The organism is Rhizobacter sp. P2_H2 (assembly GCF_056403375.1).
This window is the reverse complement of sequence record NZ_JBFUFP010000017.1, coordinates 1-26,425: the sequence shown is the minus strand read 5'-3', so window position 1 is coordinate 26,425 and position 26,425 is coordinate 1. Positions and strand designations below refer to the sequence as shown.

At 68.0% G+C, this 26,425-nt stretch carries 29 protein-coding genes and 1 pseudogene; 16 read left to right on the top strand and 14 right to left on the bottom strand.

The window, feature by feature from the left end:
• Together AC1D15_RS03055 and metK are read right to left on the bottom strand one after the other, a co-directional pair.
• Nucleotides 1-832, bottom strand: an 832-nt coding sequence (locus AC1D15_RS03055) for a GGDEF domain-containing response regulator (RefSeq protein WP_477824866.1), incomplete at its 3' end; no start/stop codon positions are given.
• A 141-nt stretch (nt 833-973) separates the two neighbouring features.
• A complete protein-coding gene (gene metK / locus AC1D15_RS03050) occupies nt 974-2,155 on the bottom strand; it encodes a methionine adenosyltransferase (RefSeq protein ID WP_047507819.1) in 1,182 nt (393 codons plus the stop codon).
• Nucleotides 2,156-2,288: 133 nt separating this feature from the next.
• Between metK and AC1D15_RS03045 the strand changes: the two genes are divergently transcribed.
• Together AC1D15_RS03045 and AC1D15_RS03040 are read left to right on the top strand one after the other, a co-directional pair.
• Nucleotides 2,289-3,152: a lysophospholipid acyltransferase family protein gene (locus tag AC1D15_RS03045; protein ID WP_477824865.1), complete on the top strand. Its 864-nt coding sequence runs from the start codon at nt 2,289-2,291 to the stop codon at nt 3,150-3,152.
• A 10-nt stretch (nt 3,153-3,162) separates the two neighbouring features.
• Complete coding sequence (locus AC1D15_RS03040; protein WP_477824864.1) at nt 3,163-4,041, top strand: lysophospholipid acyltransferase family protein; 879 nt, start codon at nt 3,163-3,165, stop codon at nt 4,039-4,041.
• Between the two features lie 31 nt (nt 4,042-4,072).
• Here AC1D15_RS03040 and AC1D15_RS03035 read toward each other — a convergent pair whose 3' ends face one another.
• Nucleotides 4,073-4,651 (bottom strand): DUF6630 family protein, encoded by a 579-nt coding sequence (locus AC1D15_RS03035; protein ID WP_047507826.1) that lies wholly within the window; start codon nt 4,649-4,651, stop codon nt 4,073-4,075.
• Entirely contained in the window at nt 4,645-4,872 is a 228-nt protein-coding gene (locus AC1D15_RS03030; RefSeq protein ID WP_477824863.1) for a hypothetical protein, read from the bottom strand. Before AC1D15_RS03030 ends, AC1D15_RS03035 begins: the two co-directional genes overlap by 7 nt.
• A gap of 192 nt (nt 4,873-5,064) precedes the next feature.
• Here AC1D15_RS03030 and dapF point away from each other — a divergent pair, with 192 nt between their 5' ends.
• The 3 genes from dapF to AC1D15_RS03015 are packed head-to-tail and all read left to right on the top strand — an operon-like array spanning nt 5,065 to nt 7,593.
• Nucleotides 5,065-5,931 carry a diaminopimelate epimerase gene (gene dapF, locus AC1D15_RS03025; RefSeq protein ID WP_477824862.1) on the top strand — a complete coding sequence of 289 codons (867 nt, stop codon included), beginning with the start codon at nt 5,065-5,067 and terminating at the stop codon, nt 5,929-5,931.
• Between the two features lie 20 nt (nt 5,932-5,951).
• On the top strand, nt 5,952-6,629 hold the full coding sequence (locus AC1D15_RS03020) for a DUF484 family protein (RefSeq protein WP_047507834.1): 678 nt from the start codon (nt 5,952-5,954) through the stop codon (nt 6,627-6,629).
• 22 nt (nt 6,630-6,651) lie between these two features.
• The gene (locus tag AC1D15_RS03015) at nt 6,652-7,593 is read left to right on the top strand and encodes a tyrosine recombinase XerC (protein ID WP_465110602.1); all 942 of its coding nucleotides are present in this window, start codon (nt 6,652-6,654) and stop codon (nt 7,591-7,593) included.
• Here the strand turns inward: AC1D15_RS03015 and AC1D15_RS03010 are convergent, their stop codons facing one another.
• On the bottom strand, nt 7,594-9,123 hold the full coding sequence (locus AC1D15_RS03010; RefSeq protein WP_477824861.1) for a hypothetical protein: 1,530 nt from the start codon (nt 9,121-9,123) through the stop codon (nt 7,594-7,596).
• A 156-nt stretch (nt 9,124-9,279) separates the two neighbouring features.
• Between AC1D15_RS03010 and AC1D15_RS03005 the strand changes: the two genes are divergently transcribed.
• On the top strand, nt 9,280-10,461 hold the full coding sequence (locus AC1D15_RS03005) for a class I SAM-dependent rRNA methyltransferase (protein ID WP_477824860.1): 1,182 nt from the start codon (nt 9,280-9,282) through the stop codon (nt 10,459-10,461).
• Here AC1D15_RS03005 and AC1D15_RS03000 read toward each other — a convergent pair.
• The gene (locus AC1D15_RS03000) at nt 10,451-11,041 is read right to left on the bottom strand and encodes a carboxymuconolactone decarboxylase family protein (RefSeq protein ID WP_477824859.1); all 591 of its coding nucleotides are present in this window, start codon (nt 11,039-11,041) and stop codon (nt 10,451-10,453) included. The genes AC1D15_RS03005 and AC1D15_RS03000 overlap by 11 nt on opposite strands.
• A gap of 108 nt (nt 11,042-11,149) precedes the next feature.
• Between AC1D15_RS03000 and AC1D15_RS02995 the strand changes: the two genes are divergently transcribed.
• The gene (locus tag AC1D15_RS02995) at nt 11,150-11,470 is read left to right on the top strand and encodes a winged helix-turn-helix transcriptional regulator (RefSeq protein WP_477824858.1); all 321 of its coding nucleotides are present in this window, start codon (nt 11,150-11,152) and stop codon (nt 11,468-11,470) included.
• On the opposite strand, the gene AC1D15_RS02990 is transcribed toward AC1D15_RS02995, so the two are convergent.
• A complete protein-coding gene (locus tag AC1D15_RS02990) occupies nt 11,460-11,951 on the bottom strand; it encodes an Lrp/AsnC family transcriptional regulator (RefSeq protein ID WP_465110598.1) in 492 nt (163 codons plus the stop codon). The two genes, AC1D15_RS02995 and AC1D15_RS02990, sit on opposite strands and share 11 nt — an antisense overlap.
• Before the next feature lie 140 nt (nt 11,952-12,091).
• Here AC1D15_RS02990 and glmS point away from each other — a divergent pair, with 140 nt between their 5' ends.
• Nucleotides 12,092-13,957, top strand: a complete 1,866-nt coding sequence (gene glmS / locus AC1D15_RS02985) for a glutamine--fructose-6-phosphate transaminase (isomerizing) (protein WP_477824857.1) — start codon at nt 12,092-12,094, stop codon at nt 13,955-13,957.
• A 187-nt stretch (nt 13,958-14,144) separates the two neighbouring features.
• On the opposite strand, the gene AC1D15_RS02980 is transcribed toward glmS, so the two are convergent.
• Nucleotides 14,145-15,098, bottom strand: coding sequence for a LysR family transcriptional regulator (locus tag AC1D15_RS02980; RefSeq protein ID WP_477824856.1), 954 nt, complete (start codon nt 15,096-15,098; stop codon nt 14,145-14,147).
• A gap of 103 nt (nt 15,099-15,201) precedes the next feature.
• Between AC1D15_RS02980 and AC1D15_RS02975 the strand changes: the two genes are divergently transcribed.
• Entirely contained in the window at nt 15,202-15,576 is a 375-nt protein-coding gene (locus AC1D15_RS02975; RefSeq protein ID WP_477824855.1) for a nuclear transport factor 2 family protein, read from the top strand.
• A gap of 69 nt (nt 15,577-15,645) precedes the next feature.
• Here AC1D15_RS02975 and AC1D15_RS02970 read toward each other — a convergent pair whose 3' ends face one another.
• Together AC1D15_RS02970 and AC1D15_RS02965 are read right to left on the bottom strand one after the other, a co-directional pair.
• Nucleotides 15,646-16,242 (bottom strand): LysR substrate-binding domain-containing protein, encoded by a 597-nt coding sequence (locus AC1D15_RS02970; RefSeq protein ID WP_477824868.1) that lies wholly within the window; start codon nt 16,240-16,242, stop codon nt 15,646-15,648.
• A gap of 144 nt (nt 16,243-16,386) precedes the next feature.
• Nucleotides 16,387-16,446: pseudogene (locus AC1D15_RS02965) on the bottom strand (hypothetical protein); the annotation flags it as partial.
• Between the two features lie 185 nt (nt 16,447-16,631).
• Between AC1D15_RS02965 and AC1D15_RS02960 the strand changes: the two are divergent.
• From AC1D15_RS02960 to rph, 7 genes are all read left to right on the top strand, one after another.
• Nucleotides 16,632-17,090 carry a DUF3237 domain-containing protein gene (locus AC1D15_RS02960; protein ID WP_047507931.1) on the top strand — a complete coding sequence of 153 codons (459 nt, stop codon included), beginning with the start codon at nt 16,632-16,634 and terminating at the stop codon, nt 17,088-17,090.
• A 119-nt stretch (nt 17,091-17,209) separates the two neighbouring features.
• Nucleotides 17,210-17,791 carry a TetR/AcrR family transcriptional regulator gene (locus tag AC1D15_RS02955; RefSeq protein ID WP_477824854.1) on the top strand — a complete coding sequence of 194 codons (582 nt, stop codon included), beginning with the start codon at nt 17,210-17,212 and terminating at the stop codon, nt 17,789-17,791.
• Nucleotides 17,788-18,060: a hypothetical protein gene (locus AC1D15_RS02950; RefSeq protein ID WP_477824853.1), complete on the top strand. Its 273-nt coding sequence runs from the start codon at nt 17,788-17,790 to the stop codon at nt 18,058-18,060. The genes AC1D15_RS02955 and AC1D15_RS02950 overlap by 4 nt, the downstream gene beginning before the upstream one ends.
• A gap of 31 nt (nt 18,061-18,091) precedes the next feature.
• Entirely contained in the window at nt 18,092-18,826 is a 735-nt protein-coding gene (locus AC1D15_RS02945; protein WP_477824867.1) for an alpha/beta fold hydrolase, read from the top strand.
• Between the two features lie 75 nt (nt 18,827-18,901).
• Nucleotides 18,902-19,546 (top strand): TetR/AcrR family transcriptional regulator, encoded by a 645-nt coding sequence (locus tag AC1D15_RS02940; protein WP_477824852.1) that lies wholly within the window; start codon nt 18,902-18,904, stop codon nt 19,544-19,546.
• 217 nt (nt 19,547-19,763) lie between these two features.
• Nucleotides 19,764-20,558 (top strand): alpha/beta fold hydrolase, encoded by a 795-nt coding sequence (locus AC1D15_RS02935; RefSeq protein ID WP_477824851.1) that lies wholly within the window; start codon nt 19,764-19,766, stop codon nt 20,556-20,558.
• Nucleotides 20,559-20,598: 40 nt separating this feature from the next.
• Entirely contained in the window at nt 20,599-23,238 is a 2,640-nt protein-coding gene (rph, locus tag AC1D15_RS02930) for a rifamycin-inactivating phosphotransferase (protein WP_477824850.1), read from the top strand.
• A gap of 79 nt (nt 23,239-23,317) precedes the next feature.
• Here rph and AC1D15_RS02925 read toward each other — a convergent pair whose 3' ends face one another.
• The 4 genes from AC1D15_RS02925 to AC1D15_RS02910 form a co-directional block, all read right to left on the bottom strand.
• Nucleotides 23,318-23,488: a hypothetical protein gene (locus AC1D15_RS02925; RefSeq protein ID WP_477824849.1), complete on the bottom strand. Its 171-nt coding sequence runs from the start codon at nt 23,486-23,488 to the stop codon at nt 23,318-23,320.
• A 12-nt stretch (nt 23,489-23,500) separates the two neighbouring features.
• Nucleotides 23,501-24,730 carry a class I SAM-dependent methyltransferase gene (locus AC1D15_RS02920; RefSeq protein WP_477824848.1) on the bottom strand — a complete coding sequence of 410 codons (1,230 nt, stop codon included), beginning with the start codon at nt 24,728-24,730 and terminating at the stop codon, nt 23,501-23,503.
• A complete protein-coding gene (locus AC1D15_RS02915) occupies nt 24,727-25,527 on the bottom strand; it encodes a DUF1365 domain-containing protein (protein ID WP_477824847.1) in 801 nt (266 codons plus the stop codon). The genes AC1D15_RS02920 and AC1D15_RS02915 overlap by 4 nt, the downstream gene beginning before the upstream one ends.
• On the bottom strand, nt 25,524-26,425 hold a 902-nt coding region (locus AC1D15_RS02910; RefSeq protein WP_477824846.1), incomplete at its 5' end, for an NAD(P)/FAD-dependent oxidoreductase. The genes AC1D15_RS02910 and AC1D15_RS02915, both read right to left, overlap by 4 nt.

Sequence of the window (26,425 nt, the reverse complement as noted above, 5' to 3'; positions counted from 1 at the left end):
CCAGCCCGCCGACCGGCGAGGCCGGGTGCGGCAGCGCCACGCCGGCCAGCATCCGGCGGATCGCGCGCGCGAAGGTCATCGCGCCCGATTTCGGCGTGTTCGGCAGGATCAGCGCGAACTCCTCGCCGCCGTAGCGCGTCGCGCGGTCGCGTGGCCGGTGGCAGGCGTCGCGCAGCAGCGCGCCGATGCGGCGCAGGCAATCGTCGCCCTGCACGTGGCCTAGCGTGTCGTTGTAGGGCTTGAACGCATCGAGGTCGCAGAACACCAGCGTCAGCGGCTGCTGCTCGCGCCGCGCGGCGCCGATCTCGGCATGCAGCAGGCGGTCGAAGCCGCGGCGGTTGATCAGGCCGGTCAGTTCGTCGAGTTCGCTCAGGTGCTGCAGGCGCTGGTTCGCGGTGCGCAGCTCCGACGACACCTGCATCAGCTGGGCCTGCATCTGCAGCAGCCGGGTCATCGCGCGCAGCTTGGCGGCCAGCACCACGGTCGACACCGGCTTCACCAGGTAATCGTCGCCGCCGCTCTCGATGCCTTTCCACAGGTCCTGCTCCTGGTCGCGCGCGGACAGGAAGATGATCGGCGTCCAGCGGCCGGACTCGGCCTGGCGCATCTGGCGCGCCAGCCAGTAGCCGTCATGGCCGGGCATCACGACGTCGAGCAGCACCAGGTCGGGCTGGTGGCGCTGGAACTGCTCCAGCGCCCAGGTCGCGTCGCCGGCTTCGAGCACCCGGTGGCCCAGTGCATCGAGCTGCGCGACGAGCGCGACGCGCACGCCGGGCTGGTCGTCGACGACGAGGACGGTCAGCGAGGAAGCAGCAGCAGGAGCGAGGGGCATGGGCAGGACCGGTGACGCCGGTCTCGACGCCTTCGTCCCGCATATCGGCGGGCCGCGCCGCCGGCTGAAGCCGCGGTAGCGATCGCCGACAGCGCTGCGCGCACTACTGCACGCAGGCCCGTCTGTCTGACAAGCCGTCTCTTACAGCCCCGCCGCTGCGCGCAGCGCCTGGGCCTTGTCCGTCTTTTCCCAGCTGAACTCCGGCTCCTCGCGGCCGAAGTGGCCGTAGGCGGCCGTCTTCTCGTAGATCGGGCGCAGCAGGTCGAGCATCTGGATGATGCCCTTCGGGCGCAGGTCGAAGTGCTCGTTGACCAGCGCGGCCAGCTTGTCGTCGGGGAGCACGCCGGTGCCTTCGGTGTAGACCGTCACGTTCATCGGGCGGGCCACGCCGATCGCGTACGCCACCTGGATCTGGCACTGGCGCGCCAGGCCTGCCGCGACGATGTTCTTCGCGACGTAGCGCGCCGCATACGCGGCCGAGCGGTCGACCTTGCTCGGATCCTTGCCCGAGAACGCGCCGCCGCCGTGCGGGCAGGCGCCGCCGTAGGTGTCGACGATGATCTTGCGGCCGGTCAGGCCGCAGTCGCCCTGCGGGCCGCCGATGACGAAACGGCCGGTCGGGTTGATCAGGAACTTGGTGTCCTTCAGCCACTCCTTCGGGAGCACCGGCTTGATGATCTCCTCGATGATGGCTTCGTTGAACGAGGCCTTCATCTTCTTCGGCGTCTCGCTCTGGTCCGGGCTGTGCTGGGTCGACAGCACGACGGTGTCGATGCTGTGCGGCTTGCCGTCGACGTAGCGCATCGTCACCTGGCTCTTCGCGTCGGGGCGCAGGAACGGCAGGCGGCCGTCCTTGCGCAGCTGGGCCTGGCGCTCGACCAGGCGGTGCGCGTAATAGATGGGCGCGGGCATCAGCTCGGGCGTCTCGTCGCAGGCGTAGCCGAACATCAGGCCCTGGTCGCCGGCACCGGTGTTCAGGTGGTCGTCGCTCGCCTGGTCGACGCCCTGGGCGATGTCATTGGACTGCTTGTCGTAGCAGACCATCACCGCGCAGCCCTTGTAGTCGATGCCGTACTCGGTGTTGTCGTAGCCGATGCGCTTGATCGTGTCGCGGGCGACCTGGATGTAGTCGACGTGCGCGTTGGTGGTGATCTCGCCGGCCAGCACGACCAGGCCGGTGTTGGTCAGCGTCTCGGCGGCCACACGCGAACGCGGGTCCTGCTTGAAGATCGCGTCGAGGATGGCGTCGGAGATCTGGTCGGCGACCTTGTCGGGGTGGCCTTCAGAAACGGACTCGGACGTGAAAAGGAAGTCGTTCGACACTCTTAAACTCCAGCAAGGTTGAAAACCGCGTTGCCGGACTTGAGGGTTCTTCGAGCGGCGAACGCTTTAGCAGGATTTTTGAATCGCCCCGCAAGTAGTTCATAACTCGGCGATGGCGGGATTATAGAAACAGATGACAACCCTATTGCGCTGGTTTGCCGGGCTTTCGCTGGGCTTTTTGCATCTTCTCGGCGGCGTCCTGGGCTGGCTGGGCTACGCGTTGTCCGGCAGCTACCGGCGCCGCATGGTCGAAAACGCCGCCCAGGCCGGGCTCGACAGGCCCGCGTGGCGCCCGGCGATCGCATCGGCCGGCCGCATGGTGATGGAACTGCCGAAGCTGTGGCTGCGGCCGATCGACCGCAGCGTGCTCGCCCTGGTGCGCTTCGAGGGCGAGGCGCTGGTGGCCCGCGCGCTCGAGTCCGGCCGCGGCGTGCTGCTGCTCACGCCGCACATGGGCTGCTTCGAGATCACGGCCCAGGCCATCGCCGAGCGCTGGGGCACGCAGCAGCCGATCACGGTGCTGTACCGCCCGGCACGCCAGGCCTGGCTGCGCCGTCTCGAGGAGACCGCCCGCGACCGGCCGCACCTGCAGGCGGTGCCGGCCACGCTGTCGGGCGTGCGCCAGATGATCCGCGCGCTGCGCCGCGGCGAGATGGTCGGCCTGCTGCCCGACCAGGTGCCGCCCGACGGCATGGGCGTGTGGGCACCCTTCTTCGGCAAGCCGGCCTACACGATGACGCTGGCGGCACGGCTCGCGCAGCAGACCGGTGCCGCGCTGCTGCTGACCTGGGGCGAGCGGCTGCCGCGCGGTGCCGGCTACGTGCAGCGCTTCTTCGAATTCCCCGGCGCGCTGCCGGACGACCCGACCGAGGCGGCCAGCGCCGTCAACCGGGCGATGGAACAGCTGATACTGCAGTGCCCCGGCCAGTACCTGTGGGGCTACAACCGATACAAGGCGCCGCGCGAACATCCGGCGGACGCCGCGCAAAAAGAATAGAGAACGCTCGATGGGAACCCGCTTGCTGCTGGGAACGATGTGGCTGCTGCATTGCCTGCCACTGCCGCTGCTGGCCGCGCTGGGACGCGGGCTGGGGCGGCTGCTGTTCGCGCTGGCGCGCTCGCGGCGGCGCGTTGCGCTGCGCAACCTGGAGCTCTGCTACCCGGACTGGAGCCCGCAGCAGCGGTTCGCGCTCGCCCGCGAGCATTTCCAGTGGCTGGGCCGCAGCATCCTCGAGCGCAGCCTGCTCTGGTATGCGCCGATGTCGCAGCTGAAGCGGATCATCCACGTCGAAGGCGACGTGAAGCTCGCCGAGCGCAGCCCGCGGCCGGTGATGTGGCTGGTGCCGCACTTCATGGGGCTGGACGTGGCCGGCGTCGCGACGCTGCTGTTCCAGCAGCACCCGGCCTGCTCGATGTACCAGCAGCAGAGCAACCCGGTGATGGACGAGGCGATCCGCAAGGGCCGCATGCGCTTCGGCGACCATGCGGAGATCTTTCCGCGCAGCGACAAGGCGTTGCCGCTGATCCGCGCGATCCGCAAGGGGCACGCCTTCTTCAACCTGCCCGACATGGATTTCGGCGCGCGCGATGCCGCGTTCGTGCCGTTCTTCGGGGTGCCGGCCGCGACGCTGCTCGCACCGTCGCGCATGGCGCGTGCGCTCGGCATGGTGGTGCAGCCGGTGATCGCCGAGATRCTGCCCGGCGGCCAGGGCTACCGGGTGCGCTTCGGCGAACCGTTCACGCACTTCCCGAGCGACGATCCCGTCGCCGACACCGCGGCGATGAACCGCTGGATCGAGGACGAGATCCGCAAGAACCCGGCGCAGTACCTGTGGGTTCACAAGCGCTTCAAGACGCGGCCGGCGGGCGAGGCGTCGCTGTACTGACTGCGGCGCCCGCCCCGCCTGCGATCACCGCTCAGTCGCTCCTTGGCAGCGTCAGCCGCGCGCCGAGCGCATTGCCCAGCCGGAGCGCGACCTCGGCGTCGCCCGCGGTGGTCATCAGCATCGCGTGCTCCTGGCGGCCGGTGTCCATCTGCAGCAGCGAGAAGCCGAAGCCGAGCAGCCAGGTGTGCAGTTCGAACAGCGCCGCACGCGGCGTGCGGCCGCGCCCTTCGCGCCAGTTCCAGCCGTAGATCGCCGCAATGCCGGCGGCCCGCGCCAGTTCGCGCCCCTGCCGCTCGACGTCGGCGATCTCGTCGACGCCGACCAGCAGCATCGCCCACTGGCCGTCCTGCTGCCCGCCTTCGGCCAGCAGCGCATGGCGCACCGCCTGCGGCACAGCGTCGCCGGCATGCACGCCGTTCACCACGCGCTGCTGCAAGCGCAGGCGCTCCTCGGTGCACAGGTGGCCGAGCACGAGGCGCAGCCATTCCAGCAACGACACCTCATCGGGCTGGCGTGCCGTCGTCGTCGGCGGCACGGGTTCGCCGGGGACGCTGACGAACATCGGCTCCTGCTCGTCGCGGCGGCGAAATCGCTTCAGGAATTTCAGCATGGCACCGCCTCCCGACGCAGGATCAGGCAGGGCACGCCGCCCAGGCGCCAGCGCTTGTCGGCGCGCAACGGCGGCGCGAAGGCGCGGCCGCAGGTGCAGGGTCGACTGCCGGCGCGCACCGGGCGTCGTCGGCCGAGCTTCAGCCGGACGGCGGGGGCGCGCGTCAGCGGCCCGCAGCGGGCGCCGGTGTCATCGCCAGAAAAAGTGGTGTTCATGTCCATCGCGTCTCCCGTAAGGAACAGCCGGCGCGACGATCGCCTCCGGCATGGTTCGGCATGCTCGCCACGCTTTGTGCAGGCCTTTTGCAGGCGGCCAGATGTTTTCGAGAAACCGGGTTCTGGCGGGCAGATGGCCGGGATGAACGGCGACCCTGCCCGGCCCGCTGTCATGGCGCGCGGCGATAATCCCCGCCCATGAGAGTGCAGTTCACGAAGATGCAGGGGGCCGGCAACGACTTCGTCGTGCTCGATGCCACCGCGGCGCCGCTGGCGCTGGATGCCGCGCAGCTGCGCGCACTGGGCGACCGGCGATTCGGCGTCGGCGCCGACCAGATCCTGGTGGTCGAGGCCAGCGCGACGCCCGGCATCGATTTCCGCTACCGCATCTTCAACGGCGCCACCGGTGACGAAGTGGAACAGTGTGGCAACGGTGCACGGTGCTTCGTGCGCTTCGTGCACGACAAGAACCTGAGCACCAAGACGACGATCCGCGTCGAGACGATTCGTCAGGTGCTCGAACTGCGCATGCAGGACGACGGCCGCGTCACCGTCGACATGGGCGCCCCGGTGTTCGACCTGCCCGCGCTGCCCTTCGACGCCAGCGGCCTGGCGCCGCGCGAGCTGAACGGCTTCGCGCTGTGGCCGCTGCCGGTGGGCACCGGCACCGTCGAGGTGGCTGCGGTGTCGATGGGCAACCCGCATGCGGTGCAGGTGGTGGCCGATGTCGACACCGCACCGGTCGCGACGCAGGGCCCGCTGATCGAGCAGCATGCGCGCTTCCCGCGCAAGGTGAACGCCGGCTTCATGCAGGTGCTGTCGCGCACGCACATCCGGCTGCGGGTGCACGAGCGCGACGCCGGCGAGACGCTCGCCTGCGGCACCGGCGCCTGCGCGGCCGTGGTCGCCGGCATCCGCATGGGCCTGCTGGATGCGCGCGTCGATGTCGATGCGCGCGGCGGCCGACTCACGATCGAATGGCAAGGTGCCGCCGGCAACCTTCAACAGCCCGTGCTGATGACCGGCCCCGCCACGACCGTCTTCGACGGCGTGATCCATCTGTAGAGACGTAGAAGGGCCCACCCGTGAGCATCCAAGGCATCACCGAACAGGACATCGCGAACTACCTGGCCAACACGCCGGGTTTCTTCGAGCGCCACGCCGAACTGCTGGCAGCGGTCCAGCTGACCAGCCCGCACGGGCAGCGTGCCGTGTCGCTGCAGGAGCGGCAGATGGAAATGCTGCGCGAGAAGAACAAGGGGCTCGAGCTGCGCATCATCGAGATGATCCGCCACGGCACCGAGAACGTCTCGATCGCCGACAAGCTGCACCGCTGGACGCGCGCGATCATGCTGACGCACAACCCCGGCGACCTGCCCGACGTGCTGGTGGCCGAGTTGAAGCACCAGTTCATGATCCCGCAGTCGGCGATCCGCATCTGGGGCGCGGCCGACGTGTTCAACGTGCTGCCGTTCGCCAAGGCGGTGAGCGAGGATGCCCGCAGCTTCGCGGCCAGCCTCTCGCAGCCGTACTGCGGCGTCAATTCCGGCTTCGAGGCGGCCCAGTGGCTGGCCGACGTCTCGACCGTGATGTCGCTCGCGCTGATCCCGCTGCGCGTGCGCCAGGACGACCCGGCCTTCGGCATGCTGGTGCTGGCCTCGCCGGACCCGACGCGCTACAGCGCCGACATGGGCACCGAGTTCCTGTCGCGCATCGGCGACATCGCGAGCGCCGGCCTGTCGCGGCTGCTGCCGATCGCCTGAAGGCCTGGGCCGGTCCCGCGCGATGACTGCACCGTCCGCCGCACTCGACGCGGACCTGCAGCGTCACCTCGTCCACCTCGAATCCGAGCGACGGCTCGCGCCGCGCAGCCTCGTGCTGTACCGCGATGCGTTCGCGCGGCTGCAGGCCTTCGCGCAGGCGCAGCCGGTGTCGCTGCGCGCCACCCAGGTGCACCACGTGCGGCGCTGGGCGGCGCAGCTGCATGCGCAGGGCCTGGGCTCGCGCAGCATCGCGCTGGTGCTGTCGGCCTGGCGCGGCTTCTACCGCTGGCTCGGCCACGAGGGCGTGGTGCCGATGAACCCGGTGGACGGCGTGCGCGCCCCGAAAGCCGCCAAGCCGCTGCCGAAGGCGCTGCCGGTCGACCAGGCGGTGGCGCTGGCCGAGCCGCGCGAGGACGACGACACCGATCCGGCACTCGCTGCCCGCGACCAGTGCATCGTCGAGCTGCTGTACGGCTGCGGGCTGCGCGTCGGCGAACTGGTGGGGCTGGACGTGCGGGCCAGCGGCGAGGCGGCCGGCTGGATCGACGCCGCCGAGGCCGAGGCGCAGGTGCTCGGCAAGGGCCGCAAGCGCCGCAGCGTGCCGGTGGGCGGGCCGGCGCTGCAGGCGCTCGCGCAATGGCTGGCGCTGCGCGGCACGCTGGCCGATCCGGGCGAGCCGGCGCTGTTCGTGAGCCGGCGCGGCACCCGCCTGACCGACAGCCAGGTGCGTTCGCGGCTGAAGCGACGCGCGCTGCAGGCCGGGCTGCCGACGCACGTGCACCCGCACATGCTGCGGCATTCGTTCGCATCGCACCTGCTGCAATCCAGCGGCGACCTGCGCGCGGTGCAGGAGCTGCTGGGCCACGCCAACATCTCGACGACGCAGGTCTACACGAAGCTGGACTTCCAGCACCTCGCGAAGGTCTACGACGCGGCGCATCCGCGCGCCAGGCGCAAGCCCTGATCAGCGCAGCACGGCCCCGATCACCTCGTCGAGCTTGCGCAAGCCCTCGCGCGCATCGCCCAGGTAGCGCTGGATGCCCAGCCGCAGCGCCTTCGCCGCGGCCTCGTCGAACAGCCCCATCGCGTCCTTCACGTCCTCGCCCTTCTCCTGCAGCTGCAGCGCGGTGTTGCCGGTGGCCAGCGTCAACGCACCCAGCGCCGCAAGGCCGGTGTCGCGCGACGACACCTCGCCGTAGCGGCCGTGGAAGCCGTCGAGCAGCTTGCGCGAGCGGGCATCCAGCATCTCGTCGAGCGCGTCGCCGACCATCGCCGCCACGTCGGCCCGCGTGAAGCGCCGCTGCAGCGCGTCTTCCACCTTCTCGCCCAGTGCATGCAACGCCGGGCCGTCGAACCTTTCCACCGGCTCCAGGCGGATTTCCTCGAACAGCGGGTAGCGCACCAGCTCGCGGATCAGCACCGGGTAGCGCCAGCAGCGGCGCACATGCCTGGGCATCAGCCAGCTCGCGAGGTTGCGGTAGTACTGGTGCACGTCGGTGAGGTTGCGGCCGGTCAGGCCGACCAGGTTGACGTTGACGAAGTGATGCCAGGTCGAATCCGTGACGACGCGGCCCACCTCGGCCTGCTGCCCGTCGTAGGCGCAGACCGGGATGAACGAGCGCGGCGCGACCGCCGCCTTGCCCGGGAACGCATTGCCCTCGGACACCGTCAGCGCGATCGCCTCCGGCACGACGCGCTGCGTGCTGCCGGTGGCCATCGGCCATTCGTCGGTGACGCCGTCGGGCAGCTTGCCGGTCAGCACCGCCGGCACGCGGCATTCGCCTTCGTGCGGGTGGTCGGGGAACACCTCGATCGCGCGCGCCGGCGCGGCGCCCGGCACCTGCAGCACCGGGTGCGCGACGCCAACGCCGAAGCTGGTGCGGAAGTTCACGTACAGCCGCTGCGGCAATGCATYGGACTGATCGGCGAACTCGAACACGTCGTTGGCGCCGGGCGCGGTGGTGGTCAGCCGGTCGATGCCGCCGCCGCTCGGCGTGTCGGCCGCGGCCCAGCGCCGCATGCCTTGCACGCGCGGGATCGTCATGCACATCGCGGCGCCCAGGTCTTCATGGTCGCCGGTGGCGAACAGCCCGCCGCCCTGCTGCATGAAATTGACGATCGCCGCCTGCCCACCCGGCTCCTGCGCAAGGCCGGCGCCACCCTCGGTGGTGATCGCGAGCAGGAACACCACGTCGTAGCGCGATTTCAGCAGGCCATGCGCCGCGTCGGTGAACTGGAAGTTGCTGATGTGCTGGGTCGTCGTGTCGAGCGTCGCGGCACTGGCGGCCCCCGGCGTGTACAGCGCGGTCCGCACGATCGGCGTCATCGCGTGCACGGTGCTCGTGCGCAGTGCGTCGACGAAGCGGGTCAGGCCGAAGTCGTCGCCGACGCTGAAGTTCAGCCCGTCGGTGACGACCAGGATCTTGGGCGTGCATTCGCGAAACCATTTGAGGATGAACGTGTCGAGCACGGCCAGGTTCTTGAGCGTGGGCATGGCGGGGCCTCCTTGGCAACCAGGTGATGTGTGGAACGGCGCGCGGACCGCGCGCTGAAACCAAGTTAGGCGGCGCCTGGAGCGATCGACATCCCTAGCCTGTCGATCTCTCCCCCATCCCGGGGGGCGGCGCGCCGCGTCGCCGACAATCGGGGCATGAAGACAATCACAGTACGCGAGGGCAAGGAGCGCTCGCTGCAGCGCCGCCACCCCTGGGTGTTCGAGGGCAGCATCGCCGGCGGCAAGGCCGACCTCGGCGAGACGGTACGCGTGCAGGCGCACGACGGCAGGTTCCTGGCCTGGGCCGCCTGCAGCCCCCATTCGCAGATCCGCGTGCGCGCCTGGAGCTTCGACGAGGCCGAGCGCATCGACAGCGCGTTCTTCCTGCGTCGCATCGAGCAGGCGATCGCGATCCGCGCGCGGCTGCCGATCGCGAGCGACGGCGTGCGCCTGATCCACGGCGAGGCCGACGGGCTGCCGGGCCTGATCGTCGACCGCTACGGCGACACGCTGAGCGCGCAGTTCCTGTCGGCCGGCGCCGAGCGCTGGAAGGCGACGATCGCCGACCACCTGCTGAAGGCCACCGGCCTCGCGCGCCTGTACGAGCGCAGCGATGCGAACTCGCGCGAGCTCGAGGGCCTGCAGCCGTCGACCGGCTGGCTGCGCGGCGACGGCGCCACCGAGGTCACGATCCGCGAGCACGGCTGGCAGCTGAGCCTCGACGTGGCCGAGGGCCACAAGACCGGCTACTACCTCGACCAGCGCGACAGCCGCAAGCTGTTCGCCGACACCGTGCGGCACTTCGGCCTGCAGCGCGTGCTGAACTGCTACAGCTACACCGGCGGCTTCAGCGTGGCCGCGTTCGCCGGCGGCGCGACGCAGGTGACGAGCGTCGATTCGTCGGGCCCGGCGCTCGAGCGGGCGCGGGCGCACGTGCTGCGCAACGGCTTCGACGATGCAGCGCACGAGACGCTGGACGCCGACGTGAACCAGACGCTGCGCGCGATGCTGCAGCAAGGCCGGCGCTTCGACGCGATCGTGCTCGACCCGCCGAAGTTCGCGCCGACCGTGTCGCACGCCGAGCGCGCGGCACGCGCCTACAAGGACATCAACCGGCTCGCGCTGATGCTGCTGGAGCCGGGCGGCGTGCTGTTCACCTTCTCGTGCTCGGGCGGCATCAGCCCCGACCTGTTCCACAAGATCGTCGCCGGTGCCGGGCTCGATGCGCAGGTCGACGGGCTGGTCTATGCGCGCACCGGCGCGGCGCCGGACCATCCGATGACGATCACCTTCCCCGAAGGCGACTACCTGAAGGGCCTGGTCATCGTCAAACGCTAGCGCCGAACCGCGCCTGCCAGCGCTCCAGCGGCACCCGCGCCGCATTGCAGACGTACGAGATGGCGCGGTACCAGCCGGCGAGCAGCAGCAGCTCCAGCAGCTGCGGCTCGCTCCACACTGCCGCCAGCTGCGCCCACAGGTCGTCATCGACATCGGCGGTGTCGTGCAGCGAATCGACCAGGCGCACCAGCAGCGCGTCCCGTTCGGTCAGTGCTGCGTCATCGGCGTGGCCGCGCTCGATCGCCACCACCTGCGCCGGTGTGAAGCCGGCGGCCTTCGCGAATGCCGCCACGTGCACGCCCCATTCGTACTCGGCGCCGCAGCGCGCGCAGACGCGGTCGATCACCACCTCGCGGTCGCGCAGCGGCAGCATCGCGTGCCGGCCGAGCATGAAGCCTCCCCACGGCATCAACCGCTCGGCCAGCAGCGGGTGGCGCGCGAACACGCGGAACAGCTGCAGCACGTCGACGGCTTCGGGCGGCGTCATGCGGCGCAGCAGGGCGTCGAGCTCGGGCTCGTACGGCGCACTGACCGGCGGAATGCGGGCGGCCGGGTTCGTGGAGGCTTCGGTCGGTGTCATGGCGATCTCCTTGCTGCTACAGAAATAGTAGCAAACGGATCCTGGCACCGAAACCGGCATGGCATAGTCGCCGACGTGACGACTTCATCGCCCCGCCCGAGGACCCCGTTGCCAGGCACGCGCGTGCGCGGCTCGGCCAGCGGCCGGCCGATCATGGCCCTGCTGGATCTGCTGGGCCGCCGCGGCACGCTGCGCCTGTTGTGGGAGCTGCGCGACGGGCAGCCGCAGAACTTCCGCGCGCTGCAGCAGAGCATGGGCGGGGCGTCGCCCACGCTGCTGAACAGCCGCGTGAAGGAACTGCGCGAGGCGCAGCTGCTGGAGCTGCGCCCCGAGGGCTATGCGCTGACGGCGCGCGGCCTCGGGCTGCTGGACGAACTGGGCCCGCTCGACCGCTGGGCGCAGAACTGGGCGCGCGCGCTCACGCGATGACCGGCAGCGCGATGCGCGGCTCGAACTTCGCGCGGTGCACGTTGAAGAAGGCCTTCACGTTGCGCACATTGGCGTCCTGCGTGAAGAGGCGCTGCACCAGCGCGTGGTAGCCCGCCATGTCGGGCGCCTGCATCACCAGCATGAAATCCGGCCCTGGCGAGACGCGGTAGCACTGCTGCACCGCCGGCTCGGCCACCGCGCGCGCCTCGAAGGCCGCGAGGTGCTCGGCGCCCTGGCGATCGAGCGTGATTTCGGCCAGCACCGTGAGCCCGGCGCCGAGCCTTTCGGGCGACAGGATGGCGACGCGCCGCTCGATGACGCCGGCCTCGACCAGCCGCTTCACGCGGCGCAGGCAGGTGGCCGGCGAKGTGTGGGCGGCGGCAGCCAGGTCCTGGTTGGACAGCGAGGCGTCGTTCTGCAACAGCTCCAACACCCTCAAGTCGGTGGGGTCCAGGCTCAGTTTTTTGTCAGATTCAGCCATTTGTCATCTACCAGTGAAATATTCAATCGATTATTGATACTCGTGGCCAATAATTTCATACTCATCAAGTATATGCAACCATTCACCACATCAATCTGCCTACGATTCGCCCCATCCCAGTTTCACCAGAGAGAACTCCCATGTGTGGCATCGTCGGCGCCGTCAGCACCCGCAACATCGTTCCGATCCTGATCGAAGGGTTGAAGCGCCTGGAGTACCGCGGCTATGACTCCTGCGGCGTGGCGGTCCACCAGAACGGCCAGCTGCGCCGGGCGCGCAGCACCTCGCGCGTGGCCGAGCTCGAAGCCAACGTGCGCAGCGACGAGATCCAGTCGGGCACCGGCATCGCCCACACGCGCTGGGCCACGCACGGTGCGCCGGTGGTGCACAACGCGCACCCGCACTTCTCGGCCGGGCCGGGCGCGAAGGCGGCGTCGGCCGGGCGGATCGCGCTGGTGCACAACGGCATCATCGAGAACCACGACGAGCTGCGCGCCGAGCTGAAGGCCAAGGGCTACGTGTTCGACAGCCAGACCGACACCGAGGTGATCGCGCACCTGGTGGACCACCTGTACGACGGCGACCTGCTCGATGCGGTGCAGCGCGCGACGCTGCAGCTGCGCGGCGCGTTCGCGATCGCGGTGTTCTGCCGCGACGAGCCGCACCGGGTGATCGGTGCGCGCGAGGGCTCGCCCCTCGTGCTCGGCATCGGCAGCAAGGAGAGCGGCGAGCACTTCCTGGCCTCCGACGCGATGGCGCTGGCCGGCGTCACCGACCAGATCGTCTACCTGGAAGAGGGCGACGTGGTCGACCTGCAGCTCGGCAAGGTGTGGATCACCAGCCGCACGGCCGAGCGCGCGTACAAGGCGGTGCAGCGCGAGGTGCGCACGGTGCAGGCGCACACCGGCGCGGCAGAGCTGGGCCCGTACCGGCACTACATGCAGAAGGAGATCTTCGAGCAGCCGCGCGCGATCGCCGACACGCTCGATGCGGTGGAGAGCGTCACGCCCGAACTGTTCGGCGATGGAGCCTACAAGATCTTCAAGGACGTGGACCAGGTGCTGATCCTCGCCTGCGGCACCAGCTACTACAGCGGCTCGACCGCGAAGTACTGGCTGGAGAGCATCGCGAAGATCCCGACCAGCGTCGAGATCGCGAGCGAGTACCGCTACCGCGACAGCGTGCCGAACCCGCGCACGCTGGTGGTGACGATCACGCAGAGCGGCGAGACCGCCGACACGCTGGCCGCGCTGAAGCACGCGCGCAGCCTGGGCATGAAGCACACGCTGACGGTGTGCAACGTGGCGACCAGCGCGATGGTGCGCGAATGCGAGCTGGCCTACATCACGCGCGCCGGCGCCGAGATCGGCGTGGCATCGACGAAGGCGTTCAGCACGCAGCTGGTCGGGCTGTTCCTGCTGACGCTGGCACTGGCGCAGGTGCGCGGGCACCTGAGCGATGCGCAGGAGCAGGAGCACCTGAAGGCGCTGCGCCACCTGCCGGTGGCGGTGCAGGCGGTGCTGGCGCTGGAGCCGCAGGTGATCGCGTGGAGCGAGGAGTTCGCGCGCAAGGAGAACGCGCTGTTCCTCGGGCGCGGCCTGCACTACCCGATCGCGCTCGAAGGCGCGCTGAAGCTGAAGGAGATCAGCTACATCCACGCCGAGGCCTACCCGGCCGGCGAACTGAAGCACGGGCCGCTGGCGCTGGTGACGGCCGAGATGCCGGTGGTGACCGTCGCGCCGAACGACGCGCTGCTGGAGAAGCTGAAGAGCAACCTGCAGGAAGTGCGGGCACGCGGCGGCGAGCTGTTCGTGTTTGCCGATGCGGATACGCGGATCGAGAGCAGCGAAGGGCTGCATGTGATCCGGATGCCGGAGCACTACGGGGCGCTGTCACCGATCCTGCACGTGGTGCCGCTGCAGTTGCTGGCGTATCACACGGCGTGTGCGCGGGGGACGGATGTGGACAAGCCGCGGAACCTGGCGAAGAGCGTGACGGTGGAGTGAGCCCTCGAGCTTCGCGGCCCGTGACTCCAACAAATAATGTCCGTCGGATCTAAGTAATGCATGGATGACAGGCGCGAGTATTCAGCTCAGCCTGGAGGCGGCGGCAGATTTGTAGTGGCAGCGGTTGGCAGGCCTACAGGCCAGAGGCCGCGCCCAAGCTATCGGCGGTGGACCGCTGAGCTTGGAGCTACGGCCCTGCTGACGGTTGGAAGGCGTCCTTCCCGGGTTGGGCCCTGGCCATCATGCGGACTACAAAATCGATGAATGCCCTGACCTTGGCTGGAACGTGGGCGCGCCCGGGATAGTAGACATAGAGCGGAAAAGTCTCGTCAGGCCAGTCCGTCAAGATGGGCTCAAGCGTGCCCGCTCTCACGTGCGTGTCGACCCCGAGGTCGATCACCTGAGCGATCCCGTAGCCTGCGAGGCAGGCCCCAATCTTGGTTCCGGCGTCCGTGACCGTCAGGCTGCCGCTGACGGCCACCGTCACCTTCTCATCGCCACGCCAGAACGCCCACTCGAAAGGCCTGCCGGTGGCGGGATCGATGGCTTTGATGCATTCATGACCGTCATCCACCAGATCCCGCGGGGAGCTGGGCCTACCCCGTTGCGCCAGATAGGACGGCGCGGCGACGGTCAGAACGCGTGGACTGTAGAGACGGCGGCAGACCAAGGTCGAGACCGACGGAGGCCCAAACCGGACAGCAAGATCAAATCCGTCGCTCACCAGGTCGGAGAGTTCGTTCCGCGTCTCCAGCCTCAATTGGAGAGACGGGTGGGCCGCCAGGAATTTCGCCAGCTCCGGCGCCAACACGAGCCCGGCAAACCGCGCATCGCAGGCGACGCGCAGCGTGCCGCTGACGGCCGAGGCCTGGTCGGCGGCGCCGATCGTCGCATCCTCCAACCCCTGGAGAAKGGGCAGTACCTTCGAGAGCAATGCATGGCCGGCGTCCGTCACTTCAACGCGTCGGCTTGTGCGATGCACGAGCTTGGCGTGAAGGCGGTCCTCCAATCGCTGGATGGAGCGACTCACCGCAGGCTGTGTCTTGCCCAGACGGGAAGCGGCCCGACCAAAGCTTTTCGATTCGGCGACCGCATTCAGCGTCAGCAGGCCGATGACAAGCCCTCCATCCAGGTCATCCATGGTCTATGTGTTTGGGTAATGGCAGCGATAACCGCTTCGCTGTAGCCGAGTCCGGAAGGATTCCTCACTATACGGATCGTTCAACAAATGATGAAGGCCCGCGATGACCCAGACCCAAGCCGTAGCCGCTCTGATCGAGGACTATTTCGAGCTGGCCTATGAGCCGAAGAGCCGTGACTTCAACAAAGTCTTCCATCCGAGCTGCTTTGTGCAGTGGCTTGACGGCGGACGGCTGAACACCCTGTCCTCGCAGGACTATGCGTCGCTCATCCATGGGAGGCCGAGTCCCCGCTCGACTGACGCGCCGAGGGACGAAGCGATCCTCTCGGTTGAGCACGTTTCCGATTCCCTTTCAACGGCAAACGTGAGAGTGCGGATCGGCAAGAAGTTGTTCAACGATCACTTCGTCCTGCACAAGATTGAGGGGGAGTGGCTGATCACGGTCAAGGCGTCCTTCGTGGCAGGTACTTTCGACTGAAGGACTGACGGCCTGTGGACGCCAGTCGCGCCGCAAGGCGTGCTGCCCTTCTGACTCAGGCCTCTCTGGCTACCGGGGTGCAGACGCAAGATCAGAAGCAAACGTCTCGGCCTGCGAGCACAACCAACGACAGAAAGCGTGCGGCGCCGGCCGCGCATCGTTTTCGTGCATGAGGGCGAAATGCCAGTCGGGACCTTCCAGCACGAATTCGAATGGTGCGACGAGTTGCCCGCCTTCGATCAGCGGAGTGAAGAACTCCGGCGGCGCTAGTGCTACACCTTGACCAGCGCAAGCCGCTTCGGCGTTCAACTCATGACTCGGGTAGTCAACTTTGGCGAACATCAGTCGCTCCGGCACCGCCCCCAAAGTCTTCTCGAACCACCGTCGCCAATCCGGGTGCGGCAGCAGGACGAGGTGCGCCAAGTCCAGCGGCGTCGTGATCGTCAGTCCGCGCAGCAATGCCGGCGAGACGAGCGGGGTCAGCCTCACTGGGAACAACCGATGTGACTTCAGTCCAGGCCATGGCCCGCGACCAGTCCTGATGGCGAGGTCAAAGGCCGCTGGCTCGCGAAGCCCGGTGGAGACATCGAGCTCTACGGCGCCAACGGGTTGATTTGCCAGTCGAGGTGCGAGCCAGCGCGCGGCAAAGGACGGCGGCGCGGTCACACGCAGTACCAGCGCTTCGGCACGGAATGCCTCCAGTGCTGAAGCGATCTCAACCAGCGCGCGCCTGATGCCAGCAGCCAGTTTTTCCGCAGCCGGCGTCGGGATGACCCGCGGACCTTGCCGAACGAAAAGACGCTCGCCCAGTTCTTCCTCCAGCGCGCGAATGCGCAAGCTGATTGCTGCCGGAGTCAGATGCAGTCGATCCGCGGCCCGCGCGAAGCTCGCACAGGAAACGCAAATTTCCAGGATGCGGAGTGATTCCAGTGAAGGGCTCATGTTCAGCTCAGCTTGTGCTACCTCAGAGAAAAGCTCGTTTTGCGCATTCCCGCTGCCCCAGGAAGATCTTGCCCGGAAGGGGCGGATCTCGTCCCATGAATCGGAGCTTCGATATGTCCCTGCAGGTGCGCCCGCTGTTCAAACTGATCATTGAGGTCCATTCGCCGATCGATCTCGGACCGTGCCCCGCAGGAGGGCGCCAAATTTTTGCCGTATCCGGCGGAAGTTTTGCAGGCGAACGACTGCGGGGCGAAATCTCTCCCCTGATCGGATCCGACCTGTTGATTGCACGTCAGGACGGGACATTCCGGCAGGACGTCCGCATGCTGCTGCTGACGGACGATGGAGCCAAGATCCTCATGACCTATGGCGGCGTGCGCCGTGCAAGTGCCGATGTTGCGGTTCGCCTGGCGCGCGGTGAGCACGTTGATCCGTCTGAATACTACCTCCGCATCACCCCGGTTTTCGAGACCTCATCGCCGGCGCATGCCTGGCTGAATGGCGTCATCTCGGTCGGCGTTGGCGCTCGCGCCCCGGGCGCCGTCGAATACGAACTGTTTGAGATCCTCTGATGCCCAGGGCTGTGACCTTGAACCCCATCAGGATTCAGCGCGATCTTCTCGACGCTTGACACGCCACCAAACGGAGGAATATTCTCCGTTTATGGATCGGCGAACAGACTGGGCATGTGATGCGGGCTGACGCCCAAAAGAATCGACAACGGCTTGTTGAAGTCACGATCGAGCTGGTGTTGGAGGTGGGCGGCGAGCCGGTGCGAGACGCTGTCGCTGAACGCGCCGGGGTGGGCATCGCAACCCTGTACAGGCATTTCCCCGATCAGCAGTCCCTTCTCCATGCCGCCGTTCGTCACGTACTGGAAAAGACCATCGATGCTGGAGAAGCCCTCGTTGAATCGGTTCCCGACGGCGTCGAAACGCTGCGCCAGTACATGCACGTGGCGCTCGACAACGGGATCGGGGCGGTGAACATCATTCATCCACTGCTGGAAAAACGAGACTGGAACGATCTTCGCTCCCGCGCGGCGAAGCTCATGAAATCTCTCGTTGCGCGCGCCAGGCAGGGCGGTTCACTTCGCGCTGATCTCTCCGAGCGCGACATCGTGTTCGCGCTGACGCGCTTTGCACGGCCGCTGGCAATGGGATTGCCATCAAGCGAAGAGCGCTCGCTTGCTCACCGGCATCTCGATTTCTACATCGACGGACTGTGCGCTCCACAGCCGCGTGATGCCAACCCTCGACAGCAAGAGCGATGAAAGCACTCATCGATTTCGCAGCGGCGCTTTCCCTTCTTGCCGCTCTGCCCGCGTTCGCAACCGCAGGCGAGCAGCATCGGCTTGCGCATCAACCCAGTGCTGCGGTCCGAGACGCGGACCACCGCACCGATCTGCGCATCACGGTTTGGTACCCGGCCAAGGCCGACGCGCCAACGCACTCGATCGACGCCCCGCCTGACCAGCCCCTTTTCCAGGTCGGTGTGGTCGGGGTCGATCAGCCGACCGTTGCCGGATCCCTGCTGTGGTAGTCGGCAGCACCGGAGAGCGAAGGTGGAGTTGATGGTTTTTGGCGATTTCGCTGAGAGTACGTTCGAGACCAGCTCGACGCGTATTCACGCGCGTTGGGCAGGAGCGGGTCACCCCGTGCTGTTGCTTCACGGATTTCCACAATCACAGTTGATGTGGCGGACGCTTGCACCGATGCTGGCCCGCGACTACTTTGTGGTCTGCGCCGATCTGCGTGGCTACGGCTCGAGTGGCTGCCCGGCGTCGGACCCCAAGCATGAAGCCTATGCCAAGCGGGCGATGGCGCAGGACATGGTGGAGTTGATGGCCACTCTGGGTCACACGCGGTTCGCTGTGGCAGGGCATGACCGCGGTGGCCGTGTCGCGTATCGCCTGGCGCTCGACCACCCGCGGCAATGTGCGGCACTTGCGGTGCTGGACGTGGTGCCCACCGGCGAAGCGTGGGATCGCGCCGACGCTCTCCGGGATGCAGCGCGTGCACACGCCATCTGCGAGGAGTACCGCGCAGCTGCGTCGTTGGACAGGGAGCACGACGCAGCCGACAAAAAGGCGGGGCGTCAAATAGCTTGCCCCCTTCAAGTGTTGTGGAGCGGCCGCGGCGCGCTGGCCGAGTGGTATGTCGACGCGGGAGGACCGCTGGCCCTATGGCGCCGGCGGGCGACAGAGGTCAGCGGCCGCAGTATCGATGCAGGGCACTTCTTTCCCGAAGAGCGCCCGCAGGAAACGGCACGCGAGCTTCGCTTCATGCTGTCGTCAGCGCACTGGTGAACAAATCTCATTGACTCCGTACCGGTTGGTATGTATGGCCCATACCAACCGGTACGGACACGAACACGACACGCCATGGCAACCTCCTCGACACCCGCAGCGCCCTCAACCCCGACGTCCCGGGAGCGCCTGCTCGATGCCGCGATCCTGCTCATCCGCACCAAGGGCTACACGGCCTTGCGGGTGGAGGACGTTTGCGCCGAGACGGGGCTCACCAAGGGCAGTTTCTTCCACCACTTCGCCAGCAAGGAAGACCTGGCCATGGCCGCGGCGGAGCGTTTTGCGTCCCGGGCGGACTCGATGTTTTCGCGAGCCGCATACAGGTCGCATGCCGACCCGCTGGAGCGGCTGCTGGGCTACATCGACTTCCGGCAAGGCGCGATGCAGGGCGACCTGGCGGCCTTCACCTGCCTGTTCGGCATGCTGGCGCAGGAGACCTACAGCACGCATCCGCAGTTGAGCGAAAGCGCAGGCCGGCACATCGAACAGCACGCCGCGACGCTGGAAGGCGATATCGAGGCCGCACGTGCCGCGCACATCCCGGACGCCGACTGGAGCGCGCACAGCCTGGCCATGTTCACCCAGGCGGTGATCCAGGGCGCTTTCGTGCTGGCCAAGTCGCAGCACGACCCGGCCGTGGCTGCCGACTGCCTGGACCACTTGCGCCGCTACTTGCAGATGACGTTCGCTCAGCCGCCGCCAGGCCGGGCGAAGCGCTAGCCGCGCAAAACGGCCCAGGCGCCTTTCCCTCCCCCGACCTGCCTTCGTGGTGACTCGCAAGAGCCGCCAGGGAGGGTTGCACCCCATCAACCCGGAGACCCGCATGCACCGACGTCAGATGTTCTCGCTGCTCACCCTTCCTGCGCTGACCGCGCTCCCCTTCACGGCCAAGGCGGCCACTACTGCTTCCACTTCCCCCACCCCCACAGGAGTTTCCATGACCGACGCCAACCGTTCCGCCCACGCTCCCGTCAACGGCGTGAACCTGTACTACGAGATCCACGGCAGCGGCCGCCCGCTGGTGCTGCTGCACGGCGGCGTGTCGGCCAGCGAGGCGTTCGGGCCCAACCTGGCGGCGCTGGCCGCGCAGCGCCAGGTCATCGCTGTGCACCTGCAAGGCCACGGCCACACGCCGGACGTGGAGCGTCCGCTTCGCTTCGAGGACATGGCCGACGACGTGGCCGCGCTGGCCCGTCACCTCGGCCTGAAGAAGATCGACGTGATGGGCTATTCGCTGGGCGGCGGCGTGGCGCAGCAGGTGGCGGTCCGCCACCCCGGGCTGGTGGACCGGCTCGTGGTGGTGTCGCAAGTATTCAAGCGTGCCGGCTGGTACCCCGAGGTGATCGCCGCGTTCGACGCGATGGCGGCGCATGCGCCGATGATTGCGCAGAACATCGCCCAGTCACCCATGGCCAAGCTCTACCCGAACGTGAAGTGGGAGGCGTTGCTGCGCAAGATCGGCGAGCTTGAAAGCCACGATTACGACTGGACGGCCCAACTCGCCGCCGTGAAGGCGCGCACGCTGCTCGTGTTCGCCGACGCCGACGCGATGCGGCCCGAGCACATGGTGGAGTTCTACAAGCTGCTCGGCGGCGGGCGGCAGGACGCAGGCATGGACGGCTCGCAGCGGCCGGCGGGCCAGTGGGCCGTCATCCCCGACACGACGCACTACAACCTGCTGGCGACTGAGGCCGTGGCCAAGGCCGCGGTTGCCTTTCTGGATGGAAAGTGATGGCCAACCGGCCCCTCAACGGCAGATGAGAGCACAAGTCATGGCATCGACCGCAGCACCTACGGGCCCCTATGTATTGCGATTCGCGGACACCGATCGATCGCAGCTCAAGGCCGTCGGCGGCAAGGGGGCCAATCTTGGAGAACTGGCGCGAATCGAGGGCATTCACGTTCCGGACGGGTTCTGCGTCACGACCCAGGCCTTTCAGCGCATCCTTTCCGGAGTGCCGACTTGGCACGACCTGCTGGATCGCCTGTCAGGCCTGAAGGCTGATGATCGTGAAGAGATCAGGTCCGCCAGCGCCGACATCCGCCATGCCGTCGAGGTCGCCGCGATTCCCGGCGACCTCGTCGACGCGATCACCGCCGGGCTCCGGGTCCTTGGCGAGGACGCTGCGTATGCGGTCCGCTCCAGCGCGACGGCGGAGGACTTGCCGACCGCATCGTCTGCCGGTCAGCAGGACAGCTATCTGAATGTCGTCGGGCGTGCAAGCATCCTGCGGCACATCAGCCGATGCTGGGCATCGCTGTTCACCGAGCGTGCCGTCGCCTACCGGCTGCGCAATGGCCTCGACCATCGCCAGGTGCTGATGGCCGTGGTGGTCCAGCGGATGGTCGTCCCGCGCGTGGCGGGCGTCCTGTTCACCGCCGATCCGGTCACATCCAACCGCAAGGTGGCTGCCATCGACGCCAGCTTTGGGCTGGGTGAGGCGCTGGTGGGTGGACTGGTGATTCCGGACCACTACAAGGTGAGGGACGGGCAGATCGCCACGAGGACGACAGGCGACAAGAAGCTGGCCGTCCTGGCCTTGCCGGAGGGCGGCACGCGCCAGCACGCGGTCGCCGCCGCATTGCAGAGTCAACCGGCCCTCACCGACGCGCAGGCGCTGGAACTCGTGCAGCTCGGCCGTCGCATCGAAGCGCACTTCGGCTGGCCCCAGGACATCGAATGGTGTCTCCAGGACAACGGTTTCCATTTCGTTCAAAGCCGTTCCATCACGACGCTGTTTCCCGTCCCTGCCGCGACCGACCGCGAGAACCACGTCTACGTGTCGGTGGGCCATCAACAGATGATGACCGACCCGCTGCGGCCTCTTGGCATTTCGCTGTGGCAGCTGATGAATCCCCGCATGCAGGATGCGGGCGGGCGATTGTTCGTGGACATCAGCCAGGCGCTGGCATCGCCGAGCCAGCGGGCGAGCCAGCTGGCCATGCTCGAACGAGGCGACCCTCTCGTGCGCGATGCCATCGAGACCCTGCTTCAGCGCGGCGACTTCATCCCGAGGGTACGCGACCGGACCCCTCAACCCGCGCGACCGACAAGCAACGCGTCGGAAGAGGAAGTCGATGTGTCATGGGCCGCAGACATGATCGAGGCGTACCGCGTCTCCATCGCGGCGGCCGAGCGTGACATCCGCACGAAGGCCGGCAACGCGCTGCTGGACTTCATCTCGAGCGACATCCAGGAGCTCAGGAAATCGCAGTCGGCGCCGCAGAGCATCAAGCTCATCTTCGCGGGGGTCGAGGCGCAGTGGTGGCTCAACGACCAATTGAAGGCGTGGCTGGGGGAGMAGAACGCAGCCGACACGCTGACCTTGTCTGTACCCGGCAACGTGACGACCGAGATGGGGCTCGCGCTGATGGACGTCGCCGATGAGATTCGCCCGCATCGGCATCTCGTCGCCTTTCTGGAGCAGGCCGGCGACGACCGCTTCCTGGACGGATTGGACAAGTTGCCGGGTGGTCCTGAAGCAGGCCGGGCCATCCGGCGGTGGTTCGAGCTGTACGGCATGCGCTGCATCGGCGAGATCGATGTGGCCCGGCCGCGCTGGCGCGAGAGGCCGTCGCTGATGCTGCCGATGCTGCTGGTCAACATCAGGAACTTCGAGCCTGGCGCCGGGCGGCGCCGATTCGAAGAAGGCCTGCAGCGCGCGCGGCAAAAGGAGCTTGAGGTGCTCGACCGCCTGCGCGCGCTGCCCGATGGCGAGCACAAGGCCATGCAAGTCAAGAAGATGATCGACCGGGCTCGCGCGCTGGCCGGCTATCGCGAATACCCGAAGTACGCCTGGATGTGCCGCTGGTTCGTCTACAGGCAGGCGCTGCTCGAGGAGGCGCGGCGCCTTGTCGAGGCCGGCGTGATCGACGGTGTGGACGACATCTTCAGCCTGAGGTTCGAGGAACTCCAGGACACCGTCCGCATGCAGAAGGCCGATCGCGAGCTCATACGCGAGCGCAAGCAAGCCTTCGAATGGCATTCGGCACTGACCCCACCCCGTGTATTGACCTCGGAAGGCGAGGCGGTCGCCGGGGTTCACCGCCGTGACGACTTGCCCGCCGGTGCGCTGGTCGGCATGGGGGTGTCCGCGGGCAGCGTGGAAGGCCGGGCCCGGGTGGTCCTTGATGCGGCGCGGGCCGATTTGCAACCCGGTGACATCCTGGTCACGCCCTTCACGGACCCGAGCTGGACACCCTTGTTCGTCGCCATCGCCGGGTTGGTCACAGAAGTCGGCGGGCCGACGACGCATGGTGCGGTCATCGCGCGCGAGTACGGCTTGCCCGCCGTCGTCGGCGTGCAGGGCGCCACCCGGTTGATCCGCGACGGCCAATTGATTCGGGTCCATGGTGGCGACGGCTTCGTTGAGATCCTGCCGGAGCCCGCTCCAATGGCAACCGCCCCCTAGACCCGCATAGAGCAGTCGTCCGCTCTGCAAAGCCGGCGTCGSAAGCCTTGTGCGGACGGCGGCTCCAGGCTGTTCAGAGTCATTCGAAGCCGGTAGCCTGGGTGACCGCTCTGCACATCACATGACATTCGACGCGCAGCGGCGCGTACAGCTGCTGCAGCGTTGCGGCCTGACTTCCGACCGTCACGCGATGAGCGCCACTACACGGCCAAAAAATTGCCCAGCGCCGGACTTTCCAGGTCAGCGTCATCGCCAGTCTGGTTCAACTCTGCCGACTGAGCCTGTACAGCGCGACGTCCACTTTCTCGGCATCGAACCCCGCCTCGCAATAGCAGAGGTAGTAGGTCCAGAGTCGCTTGAACGCCTCGTCGAAACCCAGCGGCTCGATGGCCGACCAGCGGGCCAGGAAGCGCCGCCGCCACTCGGCCAGGGTTCGCGCATAGCCGGTGCCGAAAGTCTGCACCTCCTCCACGACGAAGCCGGCGCGCTCGGCCTGCTCGCGCAGCACGCGCGGGCAGGGCAGCATGCCGCCAGGGAAGATGCAGTGCTGGATGAAGTCCGCCCCTTGGCGGTAGGACTCGAAGTGCGCATCGGCCATGGTGATGGCCTGCAGCACGGCCACGCCACCGGGCTTGAGCCGCTCTCGCAAGATGTCGAAGTAGGTGGGCCAGTAGGCCTCCCCCACGGCCTCGATCATCTCGATGGAGACGATGCGATCGAAGCGGCCCGTCACGTCGCGGTAGTCCTGCAGGCGCAGCTCCACGCGCTCGGCCACGCCCCAGGCGGCGGCGCGTTCGCGGGCGAAAGCCAGCTGTTCGGTGGACAGCGTCACGCCGGTCACACGGGCGCCGCTGTCGCGTGCCAGCGTGGCTGCCAGCGTGCCCCAGCCGCAGCCGATCTCCAGCACCTCGGCCTGGGCCGGCACGTCGAGCATCTGCACGATGCGCTGCAGTCGCCGCGCCTGCGCGGCCTCCAGCGTGTCGGCCGGCGCTGCATCGTCGTAGAGCGCGCTCGAATACAGCATGCTCTCATCCAGCCACTGGCCATAGAAGGCATTGCCCAGGTCGTAGTGGCAGGCGATGTTGTGGCGGCTGCCGCGGCGTGTGTTGGCGCGCGCCAGATGGGCCAGGCGCGCCAGCCAGCGGCCGGGGCCGCGGCCTTGCAGCACAGAGCCCCATGCGGCCTCGTTGGCCACGCCGAAGGCCATCAGCGCGAGCAGGTCGGGGCTGTCCCAGTCGCCGTCGCGGTAGGCAAGCGCCAAGCCCAGGTCGCCCTGCAGTGCCAGGCGCCACAGCGGCCGCCAGCGCTGCAGCTGCAGGCTGGCCTGCGGGCCGGGTTCGGTGCCGTGCGCCTCCAGGCGCCGTCCGTTGGGCAGGGTCAGGGTCAGATGGCCGAAGCGCGTGCGGCGCAGCAGGCGGTCCAGCAGCGGCAGTGGTGAACCCGCCGACGCCGGGGCTGCGGCAGTCCGCGCTGCGGATGGGGTGGGCGTCATAGTGTGCGTTCGTCTGTTGAAACGATGGTGAGCTCGCATGCCGGTGCTTCGGGTCGCGGCTGCAACGGGACGCGCTTGAGCCAGAGCCGCAGCGCCTCCCAGTGGATGGCAGCCACGACCTTGAGCGTCAGCAGCGGATGGGTGAGGAAGACGCGCAGCAGTGCCGCGTCGCCGAGCTCGCGCCGCGTGCCGTCGAGGCGCGCGTTGAGCACGGCGCCGTCTTCGTCGTCGTGCACACTCACGCCGACCGACACGGCCTCGCCCGGCGGCGCCACGCGGAAGCGGTAGCGCAGCGCCATGGCGTTGAAGGGCGAGACGTAGAGCTGCTTGCCGCAGCCCTGGTCGATCACGGCAGCGCCGGCTTGTGCGGCGCTCACCGGGATCAGATAACTGTGGCGCTGGCCGAAGGTGTTGTTGACCTCGTAGATCAGCGCCATCAGCGCGCCATCGGCCGGCGCATGGCAGAACCACACGCTCAGCGGGTTGAACCCGTGGCCCAGCAGGCGCGGCAGCGTCAGCAGCCGGATGGCGCCGCCCGTCGGCAGACCGGCCGCACGCAGCTGTGCCTCGATCTGCGTGCGCAGGTCGGTGTCGGACCCGTCGCCGTAGTCGCGGCGGTGCAGGCTGAAGAGGTTGAAGCGGTCGACCGAGAAGCAGCGCAGGCGCTGGTCCAGCACGGGCAGTTCGTCGAGGTCCAGGAGCAGGTTGTAGATCCGGTAGGCCAGGCGATGGCGGCGCGGGCGCAGCCGCTGGTGCATCACGCCGCCGACGTAGAGCGCCGAGGCGGTCATGCTCATGCCGGCACCGCCGCCGGCAGATGAATGCGGCCGGACTCCCGGGGCACGCGCCAGGGCCGGCGCACGCCGCCCAGGGCCTCGGCCACGGCCAAGCCGGCCTGCAGCCCGTCTTCGTGGAAGCCCGCGCCAAAGTAGGCGCCGCAGAACCAGCTGTGCTGGACGCCCTGCAGGCTCCAGAGCTCGCGCTGCGCGACCATGGCCTGGGCATCGAAGAGCGGATGCTCGTAGATTTCGGAGCGGATCAGCAGCTCGGGCCGCGGCGGCAGAGGCGGATTCAACGTCATGAACAGCGCACTGTCCGCGTCCTGCGGTAAGTGCGGCTGCAGGCGGTTCATCCAGTAGCTGACGGTCGGCGGCTTGCCGCTGCCGCGCTGGGCTAGGTAGTTCCAGCTGGACCACACGGCCCGCCGCCGCGGCATCAGCGCCGGGTCGCGGTGCAGCACGGCCAGGTTGCGGGTGTAGGCAAAGCTGCCGAGCAGGCGCTGCTCGTCGGACGACGGGTTCTCGAGCAGGGCCAGCGAGATGTCGGCATGCGTGGCCAGCACGACTTGGTCGAAGCGCTCGGGCCACCAGCCGTGGCGGGTGCGCAGCCGCACGCCTTCTGCATCGCGGCGCACTTCCAGCACCGGATGGTCCAGCAGCATGCGCCGCTCGAAGCGGTGGCACAGGCGATTCACGTACTCGCGGCTGCCGCCGGTCACGGTGCGCCAGGCCGGCCGGTCGCTGACCTGCAGCAGGCCGTGGTTCTCGCAGAAGCGCACGAATGCCGCCACGGGATAGCGGCCGACCTGAGCGGCCGGTGCGGACCAGATCGCCGCGGCCATGGGGTAGAGGTGGTCCTCGCGGAAGGCGCGGCCGTAGCCGTGGGCGTCGAGGTACTCGTCCAGCGCCTGGTCGC

Excerpts from the sequence above, each read along its gene's own strand:
- AC1D15_RS03045 (WP_477824865.1), top strand. The coding sequence starts at position 2,289 with ATGACAACCCTATTGCGCTGGTTTGCCGGGCTTTCGCTGGGCTTTTTG.
- AC1D15_RS03035 (WP_047507826.1), bottom strand. The coding sequence starts at position 4,651 with ATGCTGAAATTCCTGAAGCGATTTCGCCGCCGCGACGAGCAGGAGCCG.
- AC1D15_RS03030 (WP_477824863.1), bottom strand. The coding sequence starts at position 4,872 with ATGGACATGAACACCACTTTTTCTGGCGATGACACCGGCGCCCGCTGC.
- dapF (WP_477824862.1), top strand. The coding sequence starts at position 5,065 with ATGAGAGTGCAGTTCACGAAGATGCAGGGGGCCGGCAACGACTTCGTC.
- AC1D15_RS03015 (WP_465110602.1), top strand. The coding sequence starts at position 6,652 with ATGACTGCACCGTCCGCCGCACTCGACGCGGACCTGCAGCGTCACCTC.
- AC1D15_RS03005 (WP_477824860.1), top strand. The coding sequence starts at position 9,280 with ATGAAGACAATCACAGTACGCGAGGGCAAGGAGCGCTCGCTGCAGCGC.
- AC1D15_RS03000 (WP_477824859.1), bottom strand. The coding sequence starts at position 11,041 with ATGACACCGACCGAAGCCTCCACGAACCCGGCCGCCCGCATTCCGCCG.
- glmS (WP_477824857.1), top strand. The coding sequence starts at position 12,092 with ATGTGTGGCATCGTCGGCGCCGTCAGCACCCGCAACATCGTTCCGATC.
- AC1D15_RS02975 (WP_477824855.1), top strand. The coding sequence starts at position 15,202 with ATGACCCAGACCCAAGCCGTAGCCGCTCTGATCGAGGACTATTTCGAG.
- AC1D15_RS02960 (WP_047507931.1), top strand. The coding sequence starts at position 16,632 with ATGTCCCTGCAGGTGCGCCCGCTGTTCAAACTGATCATTGAGGTCCAT.
- AC1D15_RS02955 (WP_477824854.1), top strand. The coding sequence starts at position 17,210 with ATGCGGGCTGACGCCCAAAAGAATCGACAACGGCTTGTTGAAGTCACG.
- AC1D15_RS02950 (WP_477824853.1), top strand. The coding sequence starts at position 17,788 with ATGAAAGCACTCATCGATTTCGCAGCGGCGCTTTCCCTTCTTGCCGCT.
- AC1D15_RS02945 (WP_477824867.1), top strand. The coding sequence starts at position 18,092 with ATGGTTTTTGGCGATTTCGCTGAGAGTACGTTCGAGACCAGCTCGACG.
- AC1D15_RS02940 (WP_477824852.1), top strand. The coding sequence starts at position 18,902 with ATGGCAACCTCCTCGACACCCGCAGCGCCCTCAACCCCGACGTCCCGG.
- AC1D15_RS02935 (WP_477824851.1), top strand. The coding sequence starts at position 19,764 with ATGACCGACGCCAACCGTTCCGCCCACGCTCCCGTCAACGGCGTGAAC.
- AC1D15_RS02925 (WP_477824849.1), bottom strand. The coding sequence starts at position 23,488 with ATGACGCTGACCTGGAAAGTCCGGCGCTGGGCAATTTTTTGGCCGTGT.
- AC1D15_RS02920 (WP_477824848.1), bottom strand. The coding sequence starts at position 24,730 with ATGACGCCCACCCCATCCGCAGCGCGGACTGCCGCAGCCCCGGCGTCG.
- AC1D15_RS02915 (WP_477824847.1), bottom strand. The coding sequence starts at position 25,527 with ATGAGCATGACCGCCTCGGCGCTCTACGTCGGCGGCGTGATGCACCAG.